Origin of the sequence: Paracidovorax anthurii, from assembly GCF_003269065.1 — a bacterium.
In the GTDB taxonomy this organism is placed as follows: Bacteria; Pseudomonadota; Gammaproteobacteria; order Burkholderiales; family Burkholderiaceae_C; genus Paracidovorax; species Paracidovorax anthurii.
This window is the reverse complement of the sequence record NZ_QLTA01000010.1, coordinates 51,906-73,687: the sequence shown is the minus strand read 5'-3', so window position 1 is coordinate 73,687 and position 21,782 is coordinate 51,906. Positions and strand designations below refer to the sequence as shown.

Annotated in this window: 18 protein-coding genes and 1 pseudogene; 7 read left to right on the top strand and 12 right to left on the bottom strand. The window is 70.3% G+C overall.

Going from position 1 to position 21,782, the window contains the following annotated elements; all coding sequences use genetic code 11:
• Positions 1–6: 6 nt before the first annotated feature.
• Positions 7–1,683: a Na/Pi cotransporter family protein gene (locus tag AX018_RS07250; RefSeq protein ID WP_111876636.1), complete on the bottom strand. Its 1,677-nt coding sequence runs from the start codon at positions 1,681–1,683 to the stop codon at positions 7–9.
• Positions 1,684–2,148: 465 nt separating this feature from the next.
• On the opposite strand from AX018_RS07250, the gene AX018_RS07245 reads away from it, so the two are divergent.
• Positions 2,149–3,342 carry a hypothetical protein gene (locus AX018_RS07245; RefSeq protein WP_146749247.1) on the top strand — a complete coding sequence of 398 codons (1,194 nt, stop codon included), beginning with the start codon at positions 2,149–2,151 and terminating at the stop codon, positions 3,340–3,342.
• Between the two features lie 59 nt (positions 3,343–3,401).
• On the opposite strand, the gene AX018_RS07240 is transcribed toward AX018_RS07245, so the two are convergent.
• The 6 genes from AX018_RS07240 to AX018_RS07215 all read right to left on the bottom strand — a co-directional run bounded on the left by AX018_RS07240 (position 3,402) and on the right by AX018_RS07215 (position 9,030).
• A complete protein-coding gene (locus AX018_RS07240) occupies positions 3,402–4,235 on the bottom strand; it encodes a phosphodiesterase (protein WP_111876634.1) in 834 nt (277 codons plus the stop codon).
• Positions 4,232–5,293, bottom strand: a complete 1,062-nt coding sequence (locus tag AX018_RS07235) for an ABC transporter ATP-binding protein (protein WP_111876633.1) — start codon at positions 5,291–5,293, stop codon at positions 4,232–4,234. The genes AX018_RS07240 and AX018_RS07235 overlap by 4 nt, the downstream gene beginning before the upstream one ends.
• A complete protein-coding gene (locus tag AX018_RS07230) occupies positions 5,283–6,080 on the bottom strand; it encodes an ABC transporter permease (RefSeq protein WP_111876632.1) in 798 nt (265 codons plus the stop codon). Before AX018_RS07230 ends, AX018_RS07235 begins: the two co-directional genes overlap by 11 nt.
• Before the next feature lie 25 nt (positions 6,081–6,105).
• Positions 6,106–6,921, bottom strand: coding sequence for an ABC transporter permease (locus tag AX018_RS07225; RefSeq protein WP_111876631.1), 816 nt, complete (start codon positions 6,919–6,921; stop codon positions 6,106–6,108).
• 33 nt (positions 6,922–6,954) lie between these two features.
• On the bottom strand, positions 6,955–7,968 hold the full coding sequence (locus AX018_RS07220) for an ABC transporter substrate-binding protein (protein WP_111876630.1): 1,014 nt from the start codon (positions 7,966–7,968) through the stop codon (positions 6,955–6,957).
• 69 nt (positions 7,969–8,037) lie between these two features.
• Positions 8,038–9,030 carry a LacI family DNA-binding transcriptional regulator gene (locus AX018_RS07215; protein ID WP_111876629.1) on the bottom strand — a complete coding sequence of 331 codons (993 nt, stop codon included), beginning with the start codon at positions 9,028–9,030 and terminating at the stop codon, positions 8,038–8,040.
• 288 nt (positions 9,031–9,318) lie between these two features.
• On the opposite strand from AX018_RS07215, the gene AX018_RS07210 reads away from it, so the two are divergent.
• On the top strand, positions 9,319–10,482 hold the full coding sequence (locus tag AX018_RS07210; RefSeq protein WP_146749246.1) for a hypothetical protein: 1,164 nt from the start codon (positions 9,319–9,321) through the stop codon (positions 10,480–10,482).
• A gap of 45 nt (positions 10,483–10,527) precedes the next feature.
• On the opposite strand, the gene lspA is transcribed toward AX018_RS07210, so the two are convergent.
• The 3 genes from lspA to AX018_RS07195 form a co-directional block, all read right to left on the bottom strand.
• A complete protein-coding gene (lspA, locus tag AX018_RS07205; RefSeq protein ID WP_111876627.1) occupies positions 10,528–11,028 on the bottom strand; it encodes a signal peptidase II in 501 nt (166 codons plus the stop codon).
• On the bottom strand, positions 11,028–13,886 hold the full coding sequence (ileS, locus tag AX018_RS07200; protein ID WP_111876626.1) for an isoleucine--tRNA ligase: 2,859 nt from the start codon (positions 13,884–13,886) through the stop codon (positions 11,028–11,030). The genes lspA and ileS overlap by 1 nt, the downstream gene beginning before the upstream one ends.
• A 116-nt stretch (positions 13,887–14,002) precedes the next feature.
• Positions 14,003–15,052 carry a bifunctional riboflavin kinase/FAD synthetase gene (locus tag AX018_RS07195; protein ID WP_111876625.1) on the bottom strand — a complete coding sequence of 350 codons (1,050 nt, stop codon included), beginning with the start codon at positions 15,050–15,052 and terminating at the stop codon, positions 14,003–14,005.
• A 155-nt stretch (positions 15,053–15,207) separates the two neighbouring features.
• Between AX018_RS07195 and AX018_RS07190 the strand changes: the two genes are divergently transcribed.
• Entirely contained in the window at positions 15,208–15,765 is a 558-nt protein-coding gene (locus tag AX018_RS07190) for an HNH endonuclease (protein ID WP_111876624.1), read from the top strand.
• Positions 15,766–15,825: 60 nt separating this feature from the next.
• Here the strand turns inward: AX018_RS07190 and AX018_RS25620 are convergent.
• Positions 15,826–15,915, bottom strand: a pseudogene (locus AX018_RS25620) (ABC transporter substrate-binding protein); the annotation flags it as partial.
• Between the two features lie 31 nt (positions 15,916–15,946).
• Positions 15,947–16,903 (bottom strand): LysR family transcriptional regulator, encoded by a 957-nt coding sequence (locus tag AX018_RS07180; RefSeq protein WP_111876623.1) that lies wholly within the window; start codon positions 16,901–16,903, stop codon positions 15,947–15,949.
• A 117-nt stretch (positions 16,904–17,020) separates the two neighbouring features.
• Here AX018_RS07180 and AX018_RS07175 point away from each other — a divergent pair, with 117 nt between their 5' ends.
• The 4 genes from AX018_RS07175 to AX018_RS07160 all read left to right on the top strand — a co-directional run bounded on the left by AX018_RS07175 (position 17,021) and on the right by AX018_RS07160 (position 21,745).
• Positions 17,021–18,109: a tartrate dehydrogenase gene (locus AX018_RS07175; protein WP_111876622.1), complete on the top strand. Its 1,089-nt coding sequence runs from the start codon at positions 17,021–17,023 to the stop codon at positions 18,107–18,109.
• Positions 18,110–18,152: 43 nt separating this feature from the next.
• Complete coding sequence (locus AX018_RS07170; RefSeq protein WP_111876621.1) at positions 18,153–19,442, top strand: glycerate kinase type-2 family protein; 1,290 nt, start codon at positions 18,153–18,155, stop codon at positions 19,440–19,442.
• Between the two features lie 62 nt (positions 19,443–19,504).
• Positions 19,505–20,512 (top strand): tripartite tricarboxylate transporter substrate binding protein, encoded by a 1,008-nt coding sequence (locus AX018_RS07165; RefSeq protein ID WP_111876620.1) that lies wholly within the window; start codon positions 19,505–19,507, stop codon positions 20,510–20,512.
• 186 nt (positions 20,513–20,698) lie between these two features.
• A complete protein-coding gene (locus AX018_RS07160) occupies positions 20,699–21,745 on the top strand; it encodes a TRAP transporter substrate-binding protein (protein WP_111876619.1) in 1,047 nt (348 codons plus the stop codon).
• The last annotated feature ends 37 nt before the right edge of the window (positions 21,746–21,782 follow it).

The following is a 21,782-nucleotide window of genomic DNA, read 5'->3' as shown; positions in this document are numbered from 1 at the left end:
TGGGTTTCAGAGCCCCGTCACGTCGTGCCCCGCCCCCGTGCTGGCGATCTCCTTGCGCAGCGTGCTCGGCGTGAGCTTGCCGGCGGAGTCCAGGATGGGGTAGGCGATGGTGCAGATGTGCGAGTTGACGCGCTTGAGGTCGCTGATGAGGTCGATGTGCAGCGAGCTGGTTTCCATGCTCTGCACGGTCTTGTCGGCCAGCCGCGCGAGGTGGGTGGCCGCATAGGCGCGCTCCAGGTCGCGAAAGCGCGCCTTCTCTTCCAGGAGCTTCTGTGCGTCGCGCACGTTGCTGTTGAGGAACACGCTCATGCCCAGGCGCAGGTTGCTCACGAGGCGGCCGTGCAGTTCGGCGATCTCGGCCATGCCGGCATCCGAGAACGCGCGGCCCTTGCGGATCTTCTTGTCCTCGATGTCGGTGAGCACGCGCTCGATGATGTCGCCCACCTGCTCCATGTTGATGGTGAAGCTGATGATGTCGGTCCAGCGCCGGCTTTCTTCCTCGCCCAGCGCCTCGCGCGAGATCTTGGTCAGGTAGTACTTGATGGAGGAATAGAGCTCGTCCACCTCGTCGTCCATCTTGCGCAGGCGCTCGGACAGCTGCAGGTCGTTCTTGCGGATCACGTCGAGCATGCCGAGCAGCATGGTCTCGACCACGTCGGCCTGGTAGAGCGCCTCCCGGGCGGCGCACGAGATGGCCAGCGAGGGCGTGGAGAGGGCCGAGGGATCGAGGTGGTGCGGCCTGCGGCTCTGGGGCCCCTCGGGCTTGGGCAGCAGGCGCGTGACGGCGGTGGCCACCGACTGCGTGAAGGCGATGAAGCCCAGGCTGATGACCACGTTGAAGCCCAGGTGGAAGAGCACCACGCCCTGGGCCATGCCCGGCATGAGCGGCTGCACGTGGCGCAGCCACAGCCCCACGAAGGGCGCCACCAGCAACACGCCCATGAGCTTGAAGATCAGGTTGCCCACGGTGACCTGCCGAACCTCCACGGCCGACTTGGCGGTGGTGAGCACCGCCAGCAGCCCGCTGCCGAGGTTGGCCCCCAGCACCAGCCCGAGCGCCACGTCCATCGGCACCACGTGCGAGGCCGCCATGGCCGAGATCAGCAGCACGATGGCGAGGCTGGAGTAGGCGAGCACGGCGAGCATCGCGCCCATGGCCACTTCCAGCACCAGGTCGCTGTTGATCGAGCCGAGCATGGCGCGGATGACGGGCGAGGCCAGCATCGGCCCGCTGGCCTGCACGACCATCTCCAGCGCGAGCAGCATGAGGCCCAGGCCGATGAGCACGCGGCCCACGCGCCCGGCGGTGCTGGCCTGCCGCGAGACGAACAGCACCACGCCCACGAAGATGAAGAGCGGCGACAGCCACGACAGGTCGGTGGAGAAGAGCACCGACATGAGCGCCGTGCCCACGTCGGCCCCGCGCATCACCGCGAGCGCGGCCGGCAGCGTGATGAGCCCCTGGCCCACGAACGAGGAGGTCATGAGCGAGGTGGCCGTGCTCGACTGCACCAGCGCCGTGACGCCGATGCCCGAGAGCGCCGCCGAGAAGCGGTTGCCCATGCTGCGCGCGAGCAGCGTGCGCAGGTTGGCGCCGAACACGCGCAGCACCCCGGTACGCACGAGGTGCGTACCCCAGACCAGCAGGGCCACGGCGGCCAGCAGATTCAACAGGTGCTTCATTGAGGGTGTCGATGTCTCGTGGAGAGCGGCAGCGCTGTGGCCCGCGCCGCTGTCCGGGGGGCACAGCATACTCCTGAATCCATAGCAATCGACCAGCAATCGCGGGTGGGGTCGGGTCACATGGGCGGCCCGTGCGGCGGGAATGTCCGTTCGCATACCGGGCATCTGCTTCGCAGGGGGTGGCCTGCCCGGGAAAGCCCGTTTCTACGCTCGGCTCTTCAACTCATACATAGCACGGGAGAAGCCATGGTTATTCAACGCAAGAGCGGGCTGGAGCCGCGGACTGCCCATTCCATCGCGGCGGACACGGCGGCTGGGAATCCACCGGTACGTACGTCGAGTCCACCGCCCGGGACGACGATCACGTTGGCCGGCAGGAGCGTGACCCTGCAGACGCAGTCCAAGGACTCGGGGCCTCCACCCACCCGCACGCCTCCTCCATTGAGTGCGCCCAGGTCGAACGCGGTGCTCCATCGCAAATCCGCTGAAGAACTGTCGAAATCCTCCAATGCCGCAGCGCTTGCCGAGGCACGGGCCGGCAAAGCAGTGGCCATGGCTGAGACTGAGGCCCCTTCAGCTCGCTCTGCGGCCTACCCGGGGGAGACGGCCAACACGGCTGAATGGCGCGATTCGGCGGCCCATGGAATCCTGAAGATGGAGCGGTTCGTCAGCGATGCGGGGAAAGCGGCTGCGGGAAACCAGGAGGAGATGCAGGCCCGGATCAAAACCCTGAAAAACATGTCATTGCTCCGAGCCGAAGTGTTCCACTTCCAGGCAGAACTCCGCCAGCAGATGAGCCGCCTGAGCGAACACTCCGACAAGGCTCAGAACGAGAGTTGGGTCAAGGCGACAGCGGTCAATTTGGAGTCGGTGTTCCAGAGGGCCGAGGCCGAGGTTGAGGCACATGCCATGCCGGCGCGGCAGAACACGGTGCCCGACGCGGATTCGGATTCGGACGTGTTTGAGGACGCGCGCCTGGAATTCGATTCAGATTCGGATTCGGATTCGGATTCGGACACGGAAGTGGACACGGAAGTGAGCTCGCATGAGGGCACCGACATTGACGCGAACACGGATACGGACACCGATGCTTCGCAAGTCCAGTCCGAGCCACCGGAAGCAACGGTCAGCCCACGTGCCGGTGAAACGAGCATGCCGACCCCGCCCGCAGATCGGGATGCCTCGGTGGACGCCACTGTGATCTCCACCGACCACGTCGCCGGCTCTGCAGCTACCGAGGCACCCCCGGAGCTTTCTGAGAGCGCTGCGAATGCAGTGCGCGATGGCATGGCCCGCGATCTCCTGCGGCTCAACACCATGTACATGGGATATCACGTCAGTGGAGTGCTGGACCTCGTCGGAAACGTGCGTGCGATGGACAGACGAATCGCAAAATTGGAGGAGTTACTCGCGCAAAAAGAGGAGATGCTGCAAGACCATGCAGATCTCAAGGAGCAACTGGCTGACCCCAATCTGCCAGCCCGGTTGGAGTGGTCGCAGTTCAAGCTGTGGCGGGCGGCGGCAGAAATGAGACCCGAAGACAAGTTCGATGAGCTGGCTGCGTCGATCAGCGACATCAGGGCCAGCATGAACAGGGGTGTGGAAGCGCTGATCTGGGATAAGGGGTACAAGAGGTCTGAGATCTTCAAGAAAGACTGACGAGCGCATTCGTACCGAGAGGCGGCCTTCAAACGAGGAAACGTTGGCGGATGGGCTCCTCAATCGATGAGCCGTCCCCCGTCGTGGAACGGATACGGCCCCTCGTACCGCCCGCTGGCCGCCAGATGGCTCACGAGCCGCCCGCCTCGCGGCAGCGCGTGCACCGCGAAGCCGGGCGGCTCCAGCGTCCAGGCCGATGCGGCATCGGGCGCCAGGTCCAGACACACCTGGTGCGCGGGCGAGGGCACGGTGGCCGCCAGCGTTCCGCCGAAGCGCACCTGGATGGCGCGGTGCAGGTGGCCGCAAACCACCCGTTCCACATGCGGGTGGCGGGCCACGATGGCCTCCAGCGCCTCGGCGCCTTCGAGCAGGCCGATGGCGTCCATGTGGCCGATGAGCGTGCGGAACGGCGGGTGGTGCATGGCGATCACGACGGGCCGCTCCCGCTGCGCCTGCAGTTCCCGCTCCAGCCAGTCCAGCCGCTGCGCGCACAGGCCGCCTTCGCTGGCGCCGGGCACCACGGTGTCGAGCGCGATCAGTTGCAGGCCGCCCACGGGAACGCTGTATTGCACGAAGCCGCCCTGGCCCAGGTAGGCGTGCTCCGGAAAGCCCGCGCGCAGTTGTTCGCGGTCGTCGTGGTTGCCGGGCAGCAGGTAGAGGGGCGTGGGTGCGAGCGGCGCGAGCAGTTCGCGCAGGTGGGCGTATTCCCCGGGCCGGCCGAAGTCGGTGAGGTCGCCCGTGACCACCACGGCGTCGGGCGGCTGCGGCATGCGCAGCACGGTGTCCACCGCCTGGCGCAGGTAGGGCGCGGTGTCCAGGCGGCCATAGGCCAGCCGGCCGGGTTCGCGGATGTGCAGGTCGGAGAGCTGCAGGAGCAGGGTGGTGGCGGTCATGCGGCGGCGCTTTCGAAAACGGACAGAAGGCGGTGCGTGGCGATGCGAAAGCCTACCCGCTCGCCTTCGCGCGCGGGGTGGTCGCGGTGCACGTCCGCGACGAGGGCAGGGTGTCCCGGCACGGCCAGCGTGAGCTGCACGCGGTCGCCCAGGAAGCTGCGGCGTGCCACCTCGGCGTGGCCCCAGTCGGGCAGGGCCGGGCCGACCTCGATGTCCTCGGGGCGCACCAGCCGCGGCTCCGCGGGCTCGCCGGGCCGCGCATCGGGCAGGGCGGTGAGGTAGGGCCGGCGCAGCGCTTCGCCGGCCTGCACGCCCAGCGCGATGCGGTTCACGCGGCCCAGGAAGGTGGCCACGAAGGGGTGGGTGGGCGCGCGGTAGAGCGTCTCGTCGTCGCCCACCTGCACGATGCGGCCGGACTGCATCACGGCCAGGCGGTCGGCGATGGCGAGGGCCTCCTGCTGGTCGTGCGTGACGTGGATGGCCGTGATGTGCAGCCGGCGCAGCAGCTCGGCCAGTTCGCCGCGCAGCGATTCCTTGAGCTTGGCGTCCAGTGCCGTCAGCGGCTCGTCGAGCAGCAGCACGCGCGGGCGCACGGCCACGGCGCGCGCCAGGGCCACGCGCTGGCGCTGGCCGCCCGAGAGTTCGGCAGGGCGCTTCTGCTCCAGGCCGCCCAGGCGCACCAGATCGACCAGCTCGCCCACCACGCGGCGGCGCTCGGCCTCGGCCACGCCGCGGATCTTCAGGCCATAGCCGATGTTGGCCTCCACCGTCATCTGCGGAAAGAGCGCGTAGTGCTGGAACACCATGCCGATGCCGCGCCGCTCGATGGGCATGTGCGTCACGTCGGTGCCGCCGAAGGCGATGCGGCTGCCCGCATCGGGCGCCTCCAGGCCTGCGATGAGGCGCAGCAGCGTGGTCTTGCCGCAGCCCGAGGGGCCCAGCAGCGCCAGCACTTCGCCGGGCTCCACGGCCAGATCCGTGGGCTGCAGGCCGCGCGTGCCGTCGGCGTAGGTTTTCGCGCAGCGGACGACGTCCACGCGCGTGCGTTCAGTTTCCATGGTGTTTCTCGATGAGGTCGCCCAGGGCCTGCAGGCCCCAGAGCACCGGCAGGATGACGAGCAGGAAGACGAGGGTGTAGGCCGAGCCGATCTCGATGCGCATCGAGGCATAGCTGTCGGCCAGGCCCACGGGCAGCGTGCGCGTGAGCGGGGTGTGCAGCATCCAGGTGAGGTTGAATTCGCCCACCGAGAGCGTGAACACCATCAGGCTGCCTGCCACGATGGCCGGCAGCACGGCCGGCACCAGCACCCCCAGGAAGCGCTGCGCGAACGAGGCGCCCAGCGAGCGCGCGGCCTCCTCCAGCGAGCGCAGTTCGTCCCTGCGGAAAGCCGCGGCCACGGTGCGCACCATGAAGGGCAGCGTGAACACCATGTGGCCCACGAGGATGAAGGCGAAGCTCTGGCGAAAGCCCGCAAGCGTGCCGTAGGCCAGGATCAGCGCGAGCGCGCTCGCCAGGCCCGGCACGGCCACGGGCAGGGTGAGCCATTCCTCGAACAGCCCCGCGGCGCGCGACCGGCTGCGCGCGAGCGCGTAGGCGCAGGGCACGCCGAGCAGCAGGTTGCCCAGCACGCACAGAAGGCCGATCAGCAGCGAGGCGCCCACGGTGCCGCCGTACAGCTCCCAGACCTCGGACAGCCAGCGGGTGGTGAAGCCGCTCTTCAGGCCCACCGCATAGTTGCCCACGAGGCCGGCGACGACCGACAGGGCGATGGGCGCCAGCATGAACAGCGCCACCAGCGCGGTGAGGGCCACGAGTGGCAGCGGGGCCTGGCGTGCATTGCGCATCGCGTGCGTCCTTTTCTTCGCGGGTTCAGAAAGCGGCGGGGCCGCCCCAGCGGCGGGCCCCCCGGAGCACCAGCCACGTGATGAGCCCGAGCGCGATCGACAGGCTCGCGGCCAGCGGGAAGTTGGCGTAGTTGGTGAATTCGTTGTAGATGGTGATGGGCAGCACCTCGAACTTCGCCGAGAGCGTGAAGGCGGTGCCGAAGGCGCCCATGGCCGTGGCGAACACCACCGAGCCGCAGGCCAGCGTGGCGGGCGCGAGCTCGGGCCACCACACGTCGCGCGCCACGCGCCAGCGCGTGGCGCCGAGCGAGCGCGCGGCCTCTTCCCGCTGCGCATCCATCGCGCCGGCCGCCGCCGTGTAGGCGGCGATGGCGCGCGGCAGCGAGAAGTAGAGGTACGCGAGGAACAGCCCCGCGAACCCGTAGGCGAAGGTGGCGCGGCCCAGGCCCAGTGCGTCCGTGATATCGGCCACCACGCCCTGGCGGCCGCCCAGCAGGATCATGAAAAACCCCACGATCACGCCGGGGAACGACAGCGGCAGCGTGAGCAGCGACAGCAGCAGCCGCCGGCCCGCGAAGCGCTGGCGCGCCAGCGTGATGCCCACCAGCGCGCCCAGCAGCAGCGTGGCGGCCGTCACGCCGAGCGAGAGGCCCAGCGTCTGCAGCAGGCTGCGCAGGTAGCGGCCGTTCGTGAGCACGGCGAAATAGGCGCTCCCGCCATCGCGGGCCGGCAGCGCCAGCAGCTGCGCCACGGGCAGCAGCCAGAAGGCGGCGAAGAAGGCCGCCGCCGGCGCGGCGCAGGCGAGCAGCAGGGGGCGGGAAGGAGCGAAGCCGGACGCCATGGCGATGGGTGCGCGCGAGCGGGCCGGGGCGGCCTAGCGCACGTCCTTCAGGTAGCGGTCGGAGAAGGCCTTCTGCACGGCGGCCATGCGGGCATAGTCCACCGTCTTCGCGCGGGCGTATTCGCTCGCGGGCAGGAAGCGGGCCTGCACGTCCGCCGGCATCGCATTCGCGCGCACGGGGCGCAGATAGGCGTTGGCCCAGATCGCCTGGCCTTCGTCGGAGAGCACGAAGTCCAGCACCTTCTTCGCGTCGGCGGCGTGCGGCGCATTGGCCACCAGGCTCATCACGTAGGGCACGACCACGGTGCCCTCGGCGGGGATCACGAAGCGCACGTTGGCCTGGTCCTTGTAGCGCGCGCGGTAGGCGTTGAAGTCGTAGTCGAGCAAGATTGCGATCTCGCCCGAGAGCACGCGCGCATAGGCCGTCTGCTTGGGCACGATGGGGTCGTTCTTCTGCAGCGCCTTGAAGTAGTCGATGCCGGGGCCGAAGTCGTCCAGCGTGCCGCCGCGCGCCTGGTTCACGGCCACCGCGCCCACGTAGCCCACGAAGGCCGAGGCCGGGTCCAGGTAGCCGATCAGGCCCTTGTATTCGGGCTTGAGCAGGTCGGCCCAGGACGTGGGCACGGGCTTGCCCTTGAGCGCATCGACGTTGACCATGAAGCCCAGCGTGCCGGAGTGGATCGTGAACCAGTGGCCGGCGGGGTCCTTCAGGCCCTCGGGAATGTCCTTCCAGCCGGCGGGCTGGTAGGGCGCGACCACGCCGTCCTTCTGTGCCTGGATGGCGAAGGTCACGCCGAGGTAGGTCACGTCGGCTACGGGCCGTGCGCGCTCGGCCACCAGCTGCGCGAGCGACTGGCCGGAGTTCTTGTTGTCCGGCGGCACCGTCACGCCGGTGCGGGCCTTGATGGCGCGGATCTGGCTGCCCCAGTCGGCCCATTCGGGCGGGCAGTTGTAGCAGATGGCGACCTGCGCGAAGGCGCTGCCCGTGGCGGCCAGGCCGAGGGCGAGCGCGGCGGCGCGGGCAAGTTTCTGGAAGGTGGATCGCATCGGAGGCTCCTTGATGGGCGAGGGGGAGAGGGCGGTAAGAGAAGAGGATGCAGGGGGGCGGGCGGTCCGTCAGGCGCGGGCGCACGACTCCCCGGCGCGGAATTGGTGGGGCAGGGTCAGGCTGGCCCCGGGCGGCAGCGGCGCACCGGCGGCCATGGCCTGGATCAGCAACTCGACGCTGTGCCGGCCGATGTCGGCATTGGGCTGGGCCACGGTGCCCAGCACGGGGGTGAGCTCCTGCCCCAGCGCGATGCCGTCGAAGCCCACCACGCTCAGCTCGCGCGGCACGGCGAGGCCCGCCATGTGCGCGGCGCGCAGGCAGCGCAGGGCGATGAGGTCGTTGGAGCACACGAGCGCCGTGGGGCGCGTGGCGGCCTGCAGCAGCGCGGCCAATTCCTGAACGGCGGTCTCCACGAAGGGCACTTCCACCACGGGCGCGTCGGCCAGCCCGGCGGCGGCCATGCCCCGGCGAAAGCCCCGGCAGCGCTGCTGCGCGCGGTCGGAGGCGGCGAGATGGCCGCTCACCATGGTGATGCGCCGGTGGCCCAGCGCCACGAGCCGCGCCACCAGATCGGCCACGGCCGCCTCGCCATCCACCGACACGCAGGGGTGTGCCGGGTGGCGGTTGTAGGCCAGCACATAGGGCAGTCCGGACCCGGCCAGCCGCGCGAGCGCCCGCGAATCCCCGGGGCTGGAGACCACCAGGATCATGCCGTCCACGCGGCCCGCCTGCAGCTGGTGCACCGCGCGCTCTTCCTGCGCGAGCGCGTAGTCGGTGGTGCAGGGCAGGATGGCATAGCCCCCCAGCGCCGCCGCGCGCGCGATGCCCTCCAGGCATTCGGCGAACACCGGGTTGAGCAGCGTGGGCAGCACCACGCCGATGACGCGGCTGCGCTGCGTGCGCAGCGTGCGGGCGCTGGCATTGGGCGTGTAGCCCAGCCTTTCGGCCACACCGTGCACCAGTTCGAGCGTGGCGGGTGTGACCTTGTCCGGCAGATTGAAGGCGCGGGACACGGTGGCGACCGAAACCCCGGCTTCGCGGGCGACGTCCTGGATGGTCATGGGGTGGGGAAAATGCAGGGGAAGGCCATGTAATCGATTTCATGGCATTGAAGCGCGGCTGCGTGACGGGGTGGTGACAACCGCTGACTCGGGTGAAACGCACTGGCTTCGCACCCTGCCCAGCGCATTCGCAGCAGGTGTCAGCTAGCACGGTGATGCCCTCGTAACCTTGCCTCCCGGGACCGCATAGGGCGGCCTGGGGATGGCTTGAGAGGGCGCAAGCCCGCGCGTTCAGTGCCCGCGGGCCATCCGTTTCCCAGCCGGGCGCTGGATTCCAGGAGCCGGCCCATGGTGTCGCCGCTTTCGTCCCGAGGTCATCCATCGACTGCGCCCGCGCAGGGGCCGCCGCAGGCCGCCGTGCCGCCTTCGCCCGGCAGGCGGGCTGCCAGTGTGCAGAGCGCGCCGGTCCCCGGTTTGCGGCCGCTGGCGTCTGGTGGCGTGCCCGGGGGGGAACATGCGGCGCTGCGCCCGCGCCAGGCGCTGTCCTCCGCGTCCGAAGGCCGGTTGCGCGGCTACGTCATGGCCCTGGCCATCGACGGCCGTCATCTGGACGTCGGCCCGGATCTCGCACGGCTGCGCCAGGCCACTGCCACGGCCGAAAAAGTCCGTTGGCTCCTGCCCCTGGGCCGCGGCAACGTCATCGATGATGTGTTGCGGTCCGACCACCAGAGTTCGCGCAATGTGGAGGCCGGCCGCACCGTGAAGGATGCGCTCGTGCGCCGAGGCATGCCGAATATTCCGGCCTATGCCGCCGGAGGCCTGATCGCCCGGGCCGGCAATTGCGGGGAGTTCGCGGCCGTGGGCATCCTGCTGCATGTGCCTTTGCTGAAGGCGAAGGTGCCGCAGAGCCAGGAGGCGGAGTCGATCTACCTCGTGAAATCCCAGCGGATCGAGCACGACTGGGTGGAGCTGCGGGATGAACGGGGACCGCAGTACCACGTGGTGCTGGACCCCTGGCTGCGGGGGCCGGCGGTTTTCTCCCGCGACAGCCAGTGGGGCGGGCACCCCGACGATTTCAGGTTGGTTTCCGGGTACGACCGCGCAGCGGGATTGAAGGACCGGGAGACTTTGGACAAAACCCTCGCAACGTCGACTCCGGCGCTGCAGGCGCGCTTTCGGCGGGGCCTGCAGGAAGTCGGCCCCACGCTGCGCTACGACCCCAAGACGGTCTATCCGCCCATGTCGGTGGTGGGGCGTGGATTCGAGCGGCGGGTGCAGGCAAAGATGTCGCAACCGTTGAATGAGGCCCGGGCGGCCAGGTGGGGTGTCCCCATCGACGCGCTGGCTGTTCCGCGCAGCATGAAGACAGCTCGGCGCGCGGTACTCAACGATGTGCTGGCCGTGGGCGTGGCGCGCACGATGACCCCGGGCCTGGGAATCAAGGCGGCCCAGGGCGAGGCCCCGGAACTGCTCCACGCCGCAGGCCATCGGCTTCGCGACAAGGGCCGCTGACCGGCCCTCCCGGTCAGGAGTGCTTCGCCGGGGCCGGTCCAGGCCTCAGGAGGATTTGCGCACCCGCAGCAGCTCGTCCAGGATCAGGCACGCCGCCCCGACGGTGATCGCCGAATCCGCGAGGTTGAAAGCCGGAAAATGCCAGCCGCGCGCGTGGAAGTCGAGGAAGTCCACCACGTAGCCGTGCATCATGCGGTCCACCACGTTGCCGATCGCGCCGCCCAGGATGCTGGAGAGCGCGAAGCAGAAGAGCCGCTGCCCCGGGTGCGCGCGCAGCTGCCACACGATGAAGAGCGCGGCGGCCACGCCGATGCCCGTGAACACCCAGCGCTGCCAGCCGCCCGCATCCGCCAGGAACGAGAACGCGGCACCGGTGTTGTGGGCGCGCACGATGTTGAAGAAGCTGGTGATGGTGGTGGCGTCGCCCAGCCGGTAATAGCCCAGGATCAGCGTCTTGGTGAACTGGTCGGCCACCAGGATGAACAGTGCCCAGACCAGCCAGGGCCACAGGGCGCCGCGCCCCGCCGCATTGCCGCGGGCGGCCATCAGGCGTGCTCCCGGCGCTCGCCGGTGCCGAACAGGTTGCTGGTGCAGCGGCCGCACAGCGTGGGGTGGGCGGCGTCGTGGCTCACGTCGGCGCGGTAGTGCCAGCAGCGCTCGCATTTGGGGTCTGAGCTGGGTCGGGTCGCGATATCCATTGCGTTTCCTGCTACTAATTCGATAGCGGATGTGATGAAGACGAACTTCAGATCGTCGCCCAGGCTGGCGAGCAGCGCATGGTCCTCGGGCGGCACCGTGAGCGTGACGACGGCCTGCAGCGAGGCGCCCACCTGGCCGGCTGCGCGCAGGGTCTCGATCTCCTTGTTCACCGCGTCGCGCAGCTCGCGGATGCGCGCCCACTTGGCGGCCAGGCCCTGGTCGGCGCCGGGCAGCGTGGCATAGGTTTCCAGGAAGATGGACTCGGAGCCGCCGAACACCTTCCAGGCCTCCTCGGCCGTGAACGACAGGAACGGCGCCATCCAGCGCAGCATCGCGTGCGTGATCTGGTGCAGCGCGGTCTGGGCGCTGCGGCGCGCGAGGCTCTTGGGCGCGGTGGTGTAGAGGCGGTCCTTGAGCACGTCGAGGTAGAAGCCGCCCAGGTCTTCCGAGCAGTAGAGCTGCAGCTTGGCGACCACCGGGTGGAACTCGTACACCTTGTAGTGCGCCAGCACCTCGGCCTGGAAGGCGGCCGCGCGGGTGAGCGCGTAGCGGTCGATCTCCAGCATCTGCTCGAACGGCACGGCATCGGCCTGCGGATCGAAGTCGCTCACGTTGGCCAGCAGGAAGCGCAGCGTGTTGCGAATGCGGCGGTAGGCATCGACCACGCGCGCCAGGATCTTGTCGTCGCCCGCGATGTCGCCCGAGTAGTCGCTGGCGGCCACCCAGAGGCGGATGATCTCGGCGCCGAGCTTCTTGTTGATCTCCTGCGGGTCGATGCCGTTGCCGAGCGACTTGCTCATCTTGCGGCCCTGGCTGTCCACCGTGAAGCCGTGCGTGAGCAGGCCCTTGTACGGCGCGCGGCCGTAGAGCGCGCAGGCCAGCAGCAGCGAGGAGTGGAACCAGCCGCGGTGCTGGTCGTGGCCCTCCAGGTACAGGTCGGCCTCGGGGCCGCTGTCGTGGTGCACGCCCGGGTGCGTGCCGCGCAGCACGTGGCTGAAGGTGGAGCCCGAGTCGAACCACACCTCCAGGATGTCGGTGCTCTTGGTGTAGTGGGGCGCGTCCTCGGCGCCGAGGATGTCTTCGACCGCCACGCGGCTCCAGGCCTCGATGCCGCCCTGCTCGACGATATCGGCCGCCTGGTCGAGGATCTCCATCGTGCGCGGATGCAGCTCGCCCGAATCCTTGTGCAGGAAGAACGGGATCGGCACGCCCCAGCTGCGCTGGCGCGAGATGCACCAGTCGGGCCGGTTGGCGATCATGTCGTGCAGGCGGGCCTTGCCGTTCTCGGGGTAGAAGCCGGTGTGCTCGATGGCCTCCAGCGCAAGCTGGCGCAGCGTCTTCGGGGCCTTGTCCTTCGTGAACACGCCTTCGCCCTCGTCCATGCGGACGAACCACTGCGCGGCCGCGCGGTAGATCACGGGGGTCTTGTGGCGCCAGCAGTGCGGGTAGCTGTGGACGATGTCCTTGGTGGCCATCAGGCGGCCGGCATCGCGCAGCGCCTCGATGATGACCGGCACGGCCTTCCAGATGTGCTGGCCGCCGAACAGCGGGAAATCGGCCGCGTAGGTGCCGTTGCCCTGCACGGGGTTGAGGATGTCCTCCAGGGCCATGCCGTTGGCGCGGCAGGAGTTGAAATCCTCCAGGCCATAGGCGGGCGAGGAGTGCACGATGCCGGTGCCGTCGTCGGCGGTGGCGTAGTCGGCCAGGAACACGGGCGCGGTGCGGCGGAAGCCCTCGTGCACGTCGTGCAGCGGGTGCTCGAACTCCAGCCCGCCGAGCTTCTCGCCCGGCGTGGTGGCCAGCACGCGGCCTTCCAGGCCCCAGCGCTGCAGGCACGATTCCACGAGGGGCTCGGCCAGCACGAACAGGCCGCGGTCGGTCTCCACCAGGGCGAAGCGGATCTCCGGGTTGAGGTTCAGCGCCTGGTTGGCGGGAATGGTCCAGGCCGTCGTGGTCCAGATCACGATGAAGGCATCGCGCGCCAGCGCCGGCAGGCCGAAGGCGGCGGCCAGCGCCGCGGGGTCATGGGCCTTGAAGGCCACGTCCAGCGTGGTGCTCTTCTTGTCCGCGTACTCGATCTCGAACTCGGCGAGCGAGGAGCCGCAGTCGAAGCACCAGTACACGGGCTTGAGGCCGCGGTAGACGAAGCCGCGCTCGATCACGCGCTTGAAGGCGCGGATCTCGCCCGCCTCGTTGGCGAAGTTCATCGTCTTGTAGGGGTTGTCCCATTCGCCGAGCACGCCCAGGCGCTGGAAGTCGGCCATCTGCTGCGCGATCTGCTCGGTGGCGTAGGCGCGGCTCTTGGCCTGCATGTCGTCGCGCGAGAGGTTGCGGCCGTGCTTCTTCTCGATGGCGTTCTCGATCGGCAGGCCGTGGCAGTCCCAGCCCGGCACGTAGAGCGCGTCGAAGCCCTCCAGCTGGCGCGCCTTGGTGATCATGTCCTTGAGGATCTTGTTCACCGCGTGGCCCATGTGGATCTGGCCGTTGGCGTAGGGCGGGCCGTCGTGCAGGATGAATTTCGGGGCGCCGCAGCGCGCGTCGCGCAGCTTCTTGTAGATGCCCTTCTCGTCCCATTCCTTCACCCAGCCGGGTTCGCGCTTGGGCAGGTCGCCGCGCATGGGGAAGGGTGTGTCGGGCAGGTTCAGCGTGGCGCGGTAGTCGGTGCCGGGGCTGGCTTCGGTGGCGGAGTTCGTGGTGTCGGACATGGCTGGGCTGGAGGGGGCATGGCTGCCGGCGATGGGCGGGCCGCCAGGACGGGAAGGGTGGGGAGCCGGGACTGCGCCGGAGCGGGTTCGATGCGGGCGGACGGGCCGCGCCGGCGTCAAATTCGGTCGCGCGTGGTCTGGCGACGGGTTTCCGTGTAGCTGGCGGCGGGCGTGGAGGCGAAGTACGCCCGGGCGTCATCGCAATCCTTGGCGATGCCGGCGGTGAGGGCGTCGAAGCTGTCGTATTTCAGCTCGTCGTGCAATTTGCGCAGGAGTTCCACGCGGATGATTTTACCGTAGGCCCCCTCGGGCCCCAGGCCGGGCGGCCATTGCAGGCAATGCGTCTCCAGCAGCACGCGGCCGCCATTGACGTCATCGGGGTCGAGCGAGGGGCGCACCCCCAGGTTGGCCACGCCGGGCAGGGGCTCGTCGCCGAGGCCGTGCACGCGCACGGCGAAGATGCCGCTGGCGGCCGGCTTCCAGTGGGCGAAGCGCAGGTTCAGCGTGCGAAAGCCGTCGCCCGCGCCGTCCGCGCTCGCGCCCAGCGCGCGGCCCAGCTTGCGCCCGTGCACCACGTGGCCGCTGATGGCATAGGGGCGGCCCAGCAGCGCCGCCGCCGCGTCCATGTCGCCGCGCGCCAGCGCATCGCGCACGGCCGAGCTGGAAACGCGCAGGCCGTGCACCTCGTAGCTGTTCATGCGCGCCACCTCGAAGCCCTGGCCGCGCCCGGCCGCGTCGAGCATGGCGTAGTCGCCCGCGCGCTGGGCGCCGAAGCGGAAGTCGTCACCCACCAGCACGTAGCGCGCACCCAGGCCGCGCACCAGCACGTCGTCGATGAAGGCCTGCGGAGACTGCCGCGCGAGCCGCTCGTTGAAGGGCAGCACCACCGTCTGCTGCACGCCGCAGCGCGCCAGCTCCTCCAGCTTGTCGCGCAGCGTGCCGATGCGCGCGGGCGCGAGTCCGGGGCGCTGCAGCGCCCCGGCGAAATAGTCGCGCGGATGGGGCTCGAAGGTGAGCACGCAGCTGTCCACACCGCGGTGCGCGGCCTCGCTGCTCAGCAGCGCCAGCATGGCCTGGTGGCCACGGTGCACGCCGTCGAAGTTGCCGATGGTGACCGCGCAGGCGGGGGCGATGCCGGGGTGATGGAAGCCTCGGAAGATCTTCATCGGATTGCTAGTTTTTTGATAGCGCAATGCGCAGGTGTACCAAGCGCTGGACGCTAATCTGTCATGAAATAGGAGTATATTGTGCGGCACGGGCGGCCGCGCGCTGCTCGCGAGACATCAGCGTTCCGAATCTTGTCGTGTTGCAGGAGGATGTTGTGAAGGTCTTGAAGCTGTCGGCCCAGGGGCTGCCGCAATCGTGGATTTCGCTCGAACAGGCGGTCACGCACTATGCCGCGGGCGAGGTGCGCTGGGAGTCCGGCGGGCCCATCGCGGTCTTTCGCGGCGGGCACAACGCGCTCACGGGCGAGCAGTCGGTCATCGAGGTCAACAGCATCGTTGGCACCAAGGGCGTGCCCAACATCAATCCGTTCGACCTGCGGCCCGCCCTCACCAACAGCAAGCTCTTCGCGCGCGACCGCAACGTCTGCGCCTACTGCGGCGGGCATTTCCACGAGGAAGACCTCACGCGCGAGCACATCGTGCCGTATGCCCGCAACGGCGTGGACCACTGGATGAACGTGGTCACCGCCTGCCGCCCCTGCAACCACCGCAAGGGCCCGCGCACGCCAGAGCAGGCGCACATGCCGCTGCTCTATGCCCCCTACGTGCCCAGCCTGTGGGAGGACTTCATCCTGCGCAACCGGCGCATCCTGGCCGACCAGATGGAGTTCCTGATGGCGCACGTGCCCAAGTCGTCGCGGCTGCTGAGTTGATCCGCCCCGCCATGGGGCCCCGCGCCGCGTGCGCGGCCGCTGGCGGCGCGCGGCAGAGGGCGGCGCCACCGTGGCGCCCTGGATGCCATGCCGCGCGAGGGCATCGGCCACGAAGCCGCAGGCCCTGGCCTCTTCCACGAATGCCGCGATGCCGGGCGTGCGGCCCGCGCGGCGCTCCTCCTCATCCCGCCGCGGCGGGCGCGCGCAGCGTTTCTCCCGCCTGCGCGAAGGCCTCGGCCAGATAGTCCACGAACACCCGCACGCGGCTGGAGAGCCGGTGCCGCTGCGGATACACCGCATGGATGTCGGCGGCGGGCGTGTCGTACTGCGGCAGCACCTGCACGAGCCGGCCGCTGCGCAGGTAGCGGTTCACGTCCCACTCGGCGCGCAGCAGGATGCCGTGCCCGTCCAGCGCCCAGCGCACGGCGATTTCGCCGTCGTTGGTGCTGAGGTGGCCATGGGTCTTCACGGATTCCGCGCGCTGGCGCGCGCCCCGCCCCGCGCCGAGGCGCCACAGGCCGTAGGCCTCGTCGCCCTGGCGGATGCCGATGCACTGGTGCCGCTCCAGCTCGCGCGGGGTGCGGGGCGTGCCGTGCTGGCGCAGGTAGGACGGCGCGGCGCAGAGGATGCGGCGGTTGGGTGCGAGGCGCTGCGCGATCACGCGCGCCTCGGGCGGCTCGCCGAAGCGGATGCAGACGTCGTAGGCGTCCTCGGTGAGCGCGGGCGGGTGCACCGACAGCTGCAGCTGGATCTCCACGTCCGGGTGCCGCCGCGCGAAGCGCGAGATCAGCGGCGCGACGTGCATGCGCCCGAAGCCCAGCGTCGCGTTCATGCGCAGCAGACCGCGCGGCGCCCCGCGCGACTGGCCCAGCAGTTCGTTGAGCCCGTCGATGTCCGCGAGGATGCGGCGCGCGTGCTCCAGGAACACCTCGCCCTCGGGCGTGAGGCCCATGCGCCGCGTGCTGCGGGTGACCAGCGCGACGCCGGTGCGCGTCTCCATCTGCGACAGCCGCTTGCTCACGGCGGCGGTGGAGATGCCCAGCTCGCGCGCGGCCGCGCTCAGCGATGCGCTGCCCGCGAGGGTGGAGAAAAAGCCCAGTTCGGCGGGCTGGATGCCGGCGGATGCGGTGTTTTTCATCGTTAACCTGGATTCAACAATGGGTTGAGTTTCGCACCGATCCGGGGCGGCCTGCGCGCCCTAGAGTCCGCAGCGTCATACCACCGCATTTGCATTGCACTGGAGCAGGAGCCGCGCATGAAGACCTACAGGATCGCCACCATTCCCGGAGACGGCATCGGCAAGGAAGTGATTCCCGCCGGGCGGCAGGTGCTGGAGGCCCTGGCCGCGTCGGGCGAGGGCTTCCGGTTCGAGTTCGAAGACTTTGGCTGGGGCGGTGACTGGTACCGCGCCCATGGCGAGATGATGCCGGCCGACGGCCTGGACGCGCTGCGCGGCAAGGATGCGATCCTTTTCGGGTCCGCGGGCGACCCGCACATCCCGGACCACATCACGCTCTGGGGCCTGCGCCTGAAGATCTGCCAGGGGTTCGACCAGTACGCCAACGTGCGGCCCACGCGCATCCTGCCGGGCATCGACGCGCCGCTCAAGCGCTGCGGCCCGGGCGATCTGGACTGGGTGATCGTGCGCGAGAACTCCGAGGGCGAGTACGCCGGCGTGGGCGGGCGCGTGCACCAGGGCCACCCGCTGGAGGCGGCCACCGACGTGTCGATGATGACCCGCGCGGGCGTGGAGCGCATCATGCGCTTCGCCTTCCAATTGGCCCGCTCGCGGCCGCGCAGGCAGCTCACCGTGGTCACCAAGAGCAACGCGCAGCGCCACGCGATGGTGATGTGGGACGAGATCGCGCTGCAGGTCTCGCGCGAGTTCCCCGAGGTCGCCTGGGACAAGGAGCTGGTGGATGCCGCCACGGCGCGCATGGTGAACCGCCCGCGCACGCTCGACACCATCGTCGCCACCAACTTGCATGCCGACATCCTGAGCGACCTGGCCGCCGCGCTGGCGGGCAGCCTGGGCATCGCGCCCACGGGCAACATCGACCCCGAGCGCCGCTATCCGTCCATGTTCGAGCCCATCCATGGCTCCGCCTTCGACATCATGGGTCAGGGGCTCGCCAATCCGGTCGGCACCTTCTGGTCGTGCGTGATGCTGCTGGAGCACCTGGGCGAGGCGGCGGCGGCCGCGCGGCTCATGGCGGCCGTGGAGCAGGTCACGGCCGACCCGGCGCTGCACACGGGCGACCTGGGCGGGCGCGCCACCACCGCGCAGGTGACTGCCGCCGTGTGCGGCCGGCTGCAGGCGGGCGGCGTTCGCCGCGCCGCCTGAGCCGGGCCGTTTCCCTCGCGCGCACCGTGCCCGGCGAAGCGCCATGAGCGGCCCCACGGACCCCCGCGCGCTGCTGCGCCGCATGTTCGATGCGGCGGTCGCGGCGGCCCGGCCTGAGGTGTGCGTGCCGCCGCACCTGCCGCCGCCGCCCCGGGGCCGCACCGTGGTGATCGGCGCGGGCAAGGCCGCGGCCGCCATGGCGCGCGCGGTGGAGGCGCACTGGCCTGGACCGCTCTCGGGCCTGGTCGTGACGCGCTACGGCCACGCCGTGCCGTGCGAGCGCATCGGGGTGGTGGAGGCCGCGCACCCGGTGCCGGACGCGGCGGGCGAGGCGGCCGCGCGGCGCATGCTCGCGCTCGTGCAGGGCCTGGGTGCGGACGATCTGGTGCTATGCCTCGTCTCGGGCGGCGGCTCCGCGCTGCTGCCCCTGCCGTGGCCGGGCCTCGCGCTGCACGACAAGCAGGCGATCGGCCGCGCGCTGCTGGCCAGCGGCGCGGACATCGCGGAGATGAACTGCGTGCGCCGCCATCTTTCGGCCATCAAGGGCGGGCGCCTCGCGGTGGCCTGCCACCCGGCGCGGGTGGTGAACCTGCTGCTGTCGGACGTGCCGGGCGACGATCCGGTGGACATCGCCTCCGGCCCCACGGTCGCCGATCCCACGACCTGCCGCGATGCCCTGGAGATCGCGGACCGCTACCGGATCGCGCTGCCGCCGCCCGCGCGGGCCGCGCTGGAGAGCGGCGAGGCCGAGACCCCGAAGCCGGGCGATGCCCGCCTCGCGCGGGTCGAGACGCGGCTGGTCGCCACGCCGCAGGCCGCGCTGGAGGCCGCCGCGCACGCGGGGCGCGAGGCGGGCTGGCCGGTGCACATCCTGGGCGATGCCATCGAGGGCGAGGCGCGCGCGGTGGGCCGGGCCATGGCCGGCATCGCACTGCAGGTGGCGCGGCGTGGCCAGCCGTTTGCCGGGCCCTGCGTGCTGCTGTCGGGTGGCGAGACCACCGTCACCGTGCGGGGCGCCGGGCGCGGCGGACGCAACGTGGAGTTTCTGCTGTCGCTGGCCATCGCGCTGCGCGGCGAGCCGGGCATCCACGCCCTGGCGGCCGATACCGACGGCGTGGACGGGCGCGAGGAGATCGCGGGGGCCTGGCTCGCGCCCGACTCGATGGCGCGCGCCCGGGCGCTGGGGCTGAACCCGCGCGCGCACCTGGAGGCCAACGACGGCCACGGCTTCTTCGGGGCGCTGGGCGATGCGGTCGTCACCGGGCCCACGCGGACCAACGTGAACGACTTCCGCGCGGTGCTCATCGCGCAGGCCCCCGGCCCGGGCGGCTGAAGGGCGCCGGCCCGCGCGCCGGACGGCCAGGACGGATCACCACAACCACCAAGGAGACACGCATGCCACACCCCCATGACTTCCGCATCCGCCGTCGCCCGGTCCTCGCGGCCGCGGCCTGCGCCCTGGCCCTGGCGGGCATGGGCGCGGCCCCCGCTCGGGCCCAGGCCCAGGCCTGGCCTTCGCGGCCCATCAGCCTGATCGTGCCGTTTCCCGCCGGCGGCACGACGGACGTGCTGGCCCGCGCGCTGGGCGACCGGCTGTCGCAGGCGCTGGGGCAGCCGGTCATCGTGGAAAACAAGCCCGGCGCGGGCGCCACGCTGGGGGCCGACTACGTGGCCAAGGCCCGGCCCGACGGCCACACCCTGCTGGTGGGCGCGGTGCACCACACCATCGCGAGCAGCGTGTACCGCAAGCTGCCCTACGATTTTCAGCGCGACCTCGTCGCGGTGGGGCCCATCGCCATGGTGCCCAACGTGCTCGTGGTCAACGCCGCCGTGCCGGCCACAAGCGTGGCCGAGCTGGTGGCGCTGCTCAAGGCGCAGCCCGGCAAGCTCACCTATGGCTCGAACGGCAACGGCACGGCCCAGCACCTCATCGGCACGCAGTTCGGCAACCTCACGGGCACGGTGATGACGCACGTGCCCTACAAGGGCAGCGGGCCGCTGGCCGTCGATCTGCTGAGCGGGCAGATCACCATGTCCTTCGACACGGTCACGCCCGTGCTGCAGCACATCCGCGCCGGCAAGCTGCGGGCGCTGGCGGTCACCACGGCGCAGCGCTCCTCGGCGCTGCCCGACGTGCCCACGCTGGACGAGGCGGGCCTGAAGGGGTTCGACATCGGCACCTGGTTCGGCCTGCTGGCGCCTGCCGGCACGCCCCGGGAGGTGGTGACCCGGCTCGGTGCGGAGATGGCGAAGATCATCCAGTCGCCGGATTTCCGCAAGCGCATGGAGGACATCGGCGCCGAGCCCACGGCGGGCAGCGGCGAGCAGCTCGCGCAGAAGATCCGCGCCGAGACGGCACGCTTCGCCGCGCTGGTAAAGGAGGCGAAGGTCAGCATGGATTGACCGGAGGGCCGGAGAGGGCGGCGCGTCCCACGATGCGGTCCGGGCGGAGCGGGGGCCGCGCATTCAGGGCATTCCCGCTTTCGCGGCGGTGCGGGCGATGGACATAATCGCCGGCCGCCTCGCGGCGCACCGTCCCATCGTCCTTGTCCCGGCCCCCGGGTCCTCTTCCCTCATCGGACCGCACCCATGCGCAACGCTGCAGACTCCGCTTCCTTCGTTTCCGTTTCTTCCTTTCCACCACCCGCTGCCGGCCGCCGCCGCTGGCTCGCCGCCGCCGCACTGGCCGCCGTTGCCGGCTTCGGTGCATCCGACGCGCTCGCGCAGCAGGCCCGGGAGGTGAAGCTGGGCTATGCCCTGGCCGTGAACTCGCACTACGGCGCGGCCGCCCAGGCCTGGGCCGACACGGTGGAGAAGGGCACGAACGGCGCCTTCAAGTTCAAGCAGTTCCCCTCCAGCGCGCTCGGCGGCGAGCGCGAGCTGATCGAGGGCCTGCAGCTCGGCACGGTGGAGGCGGTGATCGTCTCCACGGGCGCCCTGAGCAACTTCGTGCCCGACGTGGGCGTGGTGGACATCCCCTTCCTGTTCCGCGACACTGCGCATGCGCGCAGCGTGCTGGACGGCGCCTTCGGCCAGGAGCTGCTGGGCAAGTTCAAGGCGCGCGGGCTGGTCGCGCTGGCCTGGGGCGAGCAGGGCTTTCGCCACCTCACCAACAACAAGCACCCGGTGAAGACGCCCGCCGATCTGAGGGGCCTGAAGATCCGCGTGACCGAGAACCCGGTGCACATCACCGCCTTCCGCACGCTGGGCGCCTCGCCCACGCCGATGTCGTGGCCCGAGGTGATCGGCGCGCTGCAGCAGGGCACGATCGACGGGCAGGAGAACCCGATGTCGGTAATCGACTCCGCCAAGCTGCCGCAGGTGCAGAAGTACCTCTCGCTCACGGGCCACGTGTACGCGCCGATGGCGCTCATCGTCTCGCCCAACTTCTGGTCGGGCCTGAACGATGCGCAGAAGGCCGCCTTCACGCAGGGCGCCAAGGCGGGCGCGCAGGCATCGAGAAAGTTCGTGGACGACGTGGAGCAGAAGGGCCTCGCCGAGGTCAAGGCCGCCGGCATGCAGGTGGTGGAGGTGGTGGACAAGGCCGCCTTCCAGAAGGCGCTGGAGCCCGCCTACAAGCAGTACGCCGCCAAGTTCGGCCAGAAGACGCTGGACCAGATCACCAGCGCCAAGTAAATCCGGCCCCGGGCCCTGCGGCTGCGCAGGGCCTCTC

What these genes read in the sequence shown, in the direction of transcription:
- AX018_RS07225 (WP_111876631.1), bottom strand. Translation starts at nt 6,921, where the DNA reads ATGGCGTCCGGCTTCGCTCCTTCCCGCCCCCTGCTGCTCGCCTGCGCC.
- AX018_RS07215 (WP_111876629.1), bottom strand. Translation starts at nt 9,030, where the DNA reads ATGACCATCCAGGACGTCGCCCGCGAAGCCGGGGTTTCGGTCGCCACC.
- ileS (WP_111876626.1), bottom strand. Translation starts at nt 13,886, where the DNA reads ATGTCCGACACCACGAACTCCGCCACCGAAGCCAGCCCCGGCACCGAC.
- AX018_RS07160 (WP_111876619.1), top strand. Translation starts at nt 20,699, where the DNA reads ATGCGCAACGCTGCAGACTCCGCTTCCTTCGTTTCCGTTTCTTCCTTT.
- AX018_RS07230 (WP_111876632.1), bottom strand. Translation starts at nt 6,080, where the DNA reads ATGCGCAATGCACGCCAGGCCCCGCTGCCACTCGTGGCCCTCACCGCG.
- AX018_RS07210 (WP_146749246.1), top strand. Translation starts at nt 9,319, where the DNA reads ATGGTGTCGCCGCTTTCGTCCCGAGGTCATCCATCGACTGCGCCCGCG.
- AX018_RS07175 (WP_111876622.1), top strand. Translation starts at nt 17,021, where the DNA reads ATGAAGACCTACAGGATCGCCACCATTCCCGGAGACGGCATCGGCAAG.
- AX018_RS07220 (WP_111876630.1), bottom strand. Translation starts at nt 7,968, where the DNA reads ATGCGATCCACCTTCCAGAAACTTGCCCGCGCCGCCGCGCTCGCCCTC.
- AX018_RS07180 (WP_111876623.1), bottom strand. Translation starts at nt 16,903, where the DNA reads ATGAAAAACACCGCATCCGCCGGCATCCAGCCCGCCGAACTGGGCTTT.
- lspA (WP_111876627.1), bottom strand. Translation starts at nt 11,028, where the DNA reads ATGGCCGCCCGCGGCAATGCGGCGGGGCGCGGCGCCCTGTGGCCCTGG.
- AX018_RS07235 (WP_111876633.1), bottom strand. Translation starts at nt 5,293, where the DNA reads ATGGAAACTGAACGCACGCGCGTGGACGTCGTCCGCTGCGCGAAAACC.
- AX018_RS07250 (WP_111876636.1), bottom strand. Translation starts at nt 1,683, where the DNA reads ATGAAGCACCTGTTGAATCTGCTGGCCGCCGTGGCCCTGCTGGTCTGG.
- AX018_RS07165 (WP_111876620.1), top strand. Translation starts at nt 19,505, where the DNA reads ATGCCACACCCCCATGACTTCCGCATCCGCCGTCGCCCGGTCCTCGCG.
- AX018_RS07240 (WP_111876634.1), bottom strand. Translation starts at nt 4,235, where the DNA reads ATGACCGCCACCACCCTGCTCCTGCAGCTCTCCGACCTGCACATCCGC.
- AX018_RS07195 (WP_111876625.1), bottom strand. Translation starts at nt 15,052, where the DNA reads ATGAAGATCTTCCGAGGCTTCCATCACCCCGGCATCGCCCCCGCCTGC.
- AX018_RS07170 (WP_111876621.1), top strand. Translation starts at nt 18,153, where the DNA reads ATGAGCGGCCCCACGGACCCCCGCGCGCTGCTGCGCCGCATGTTCGAT.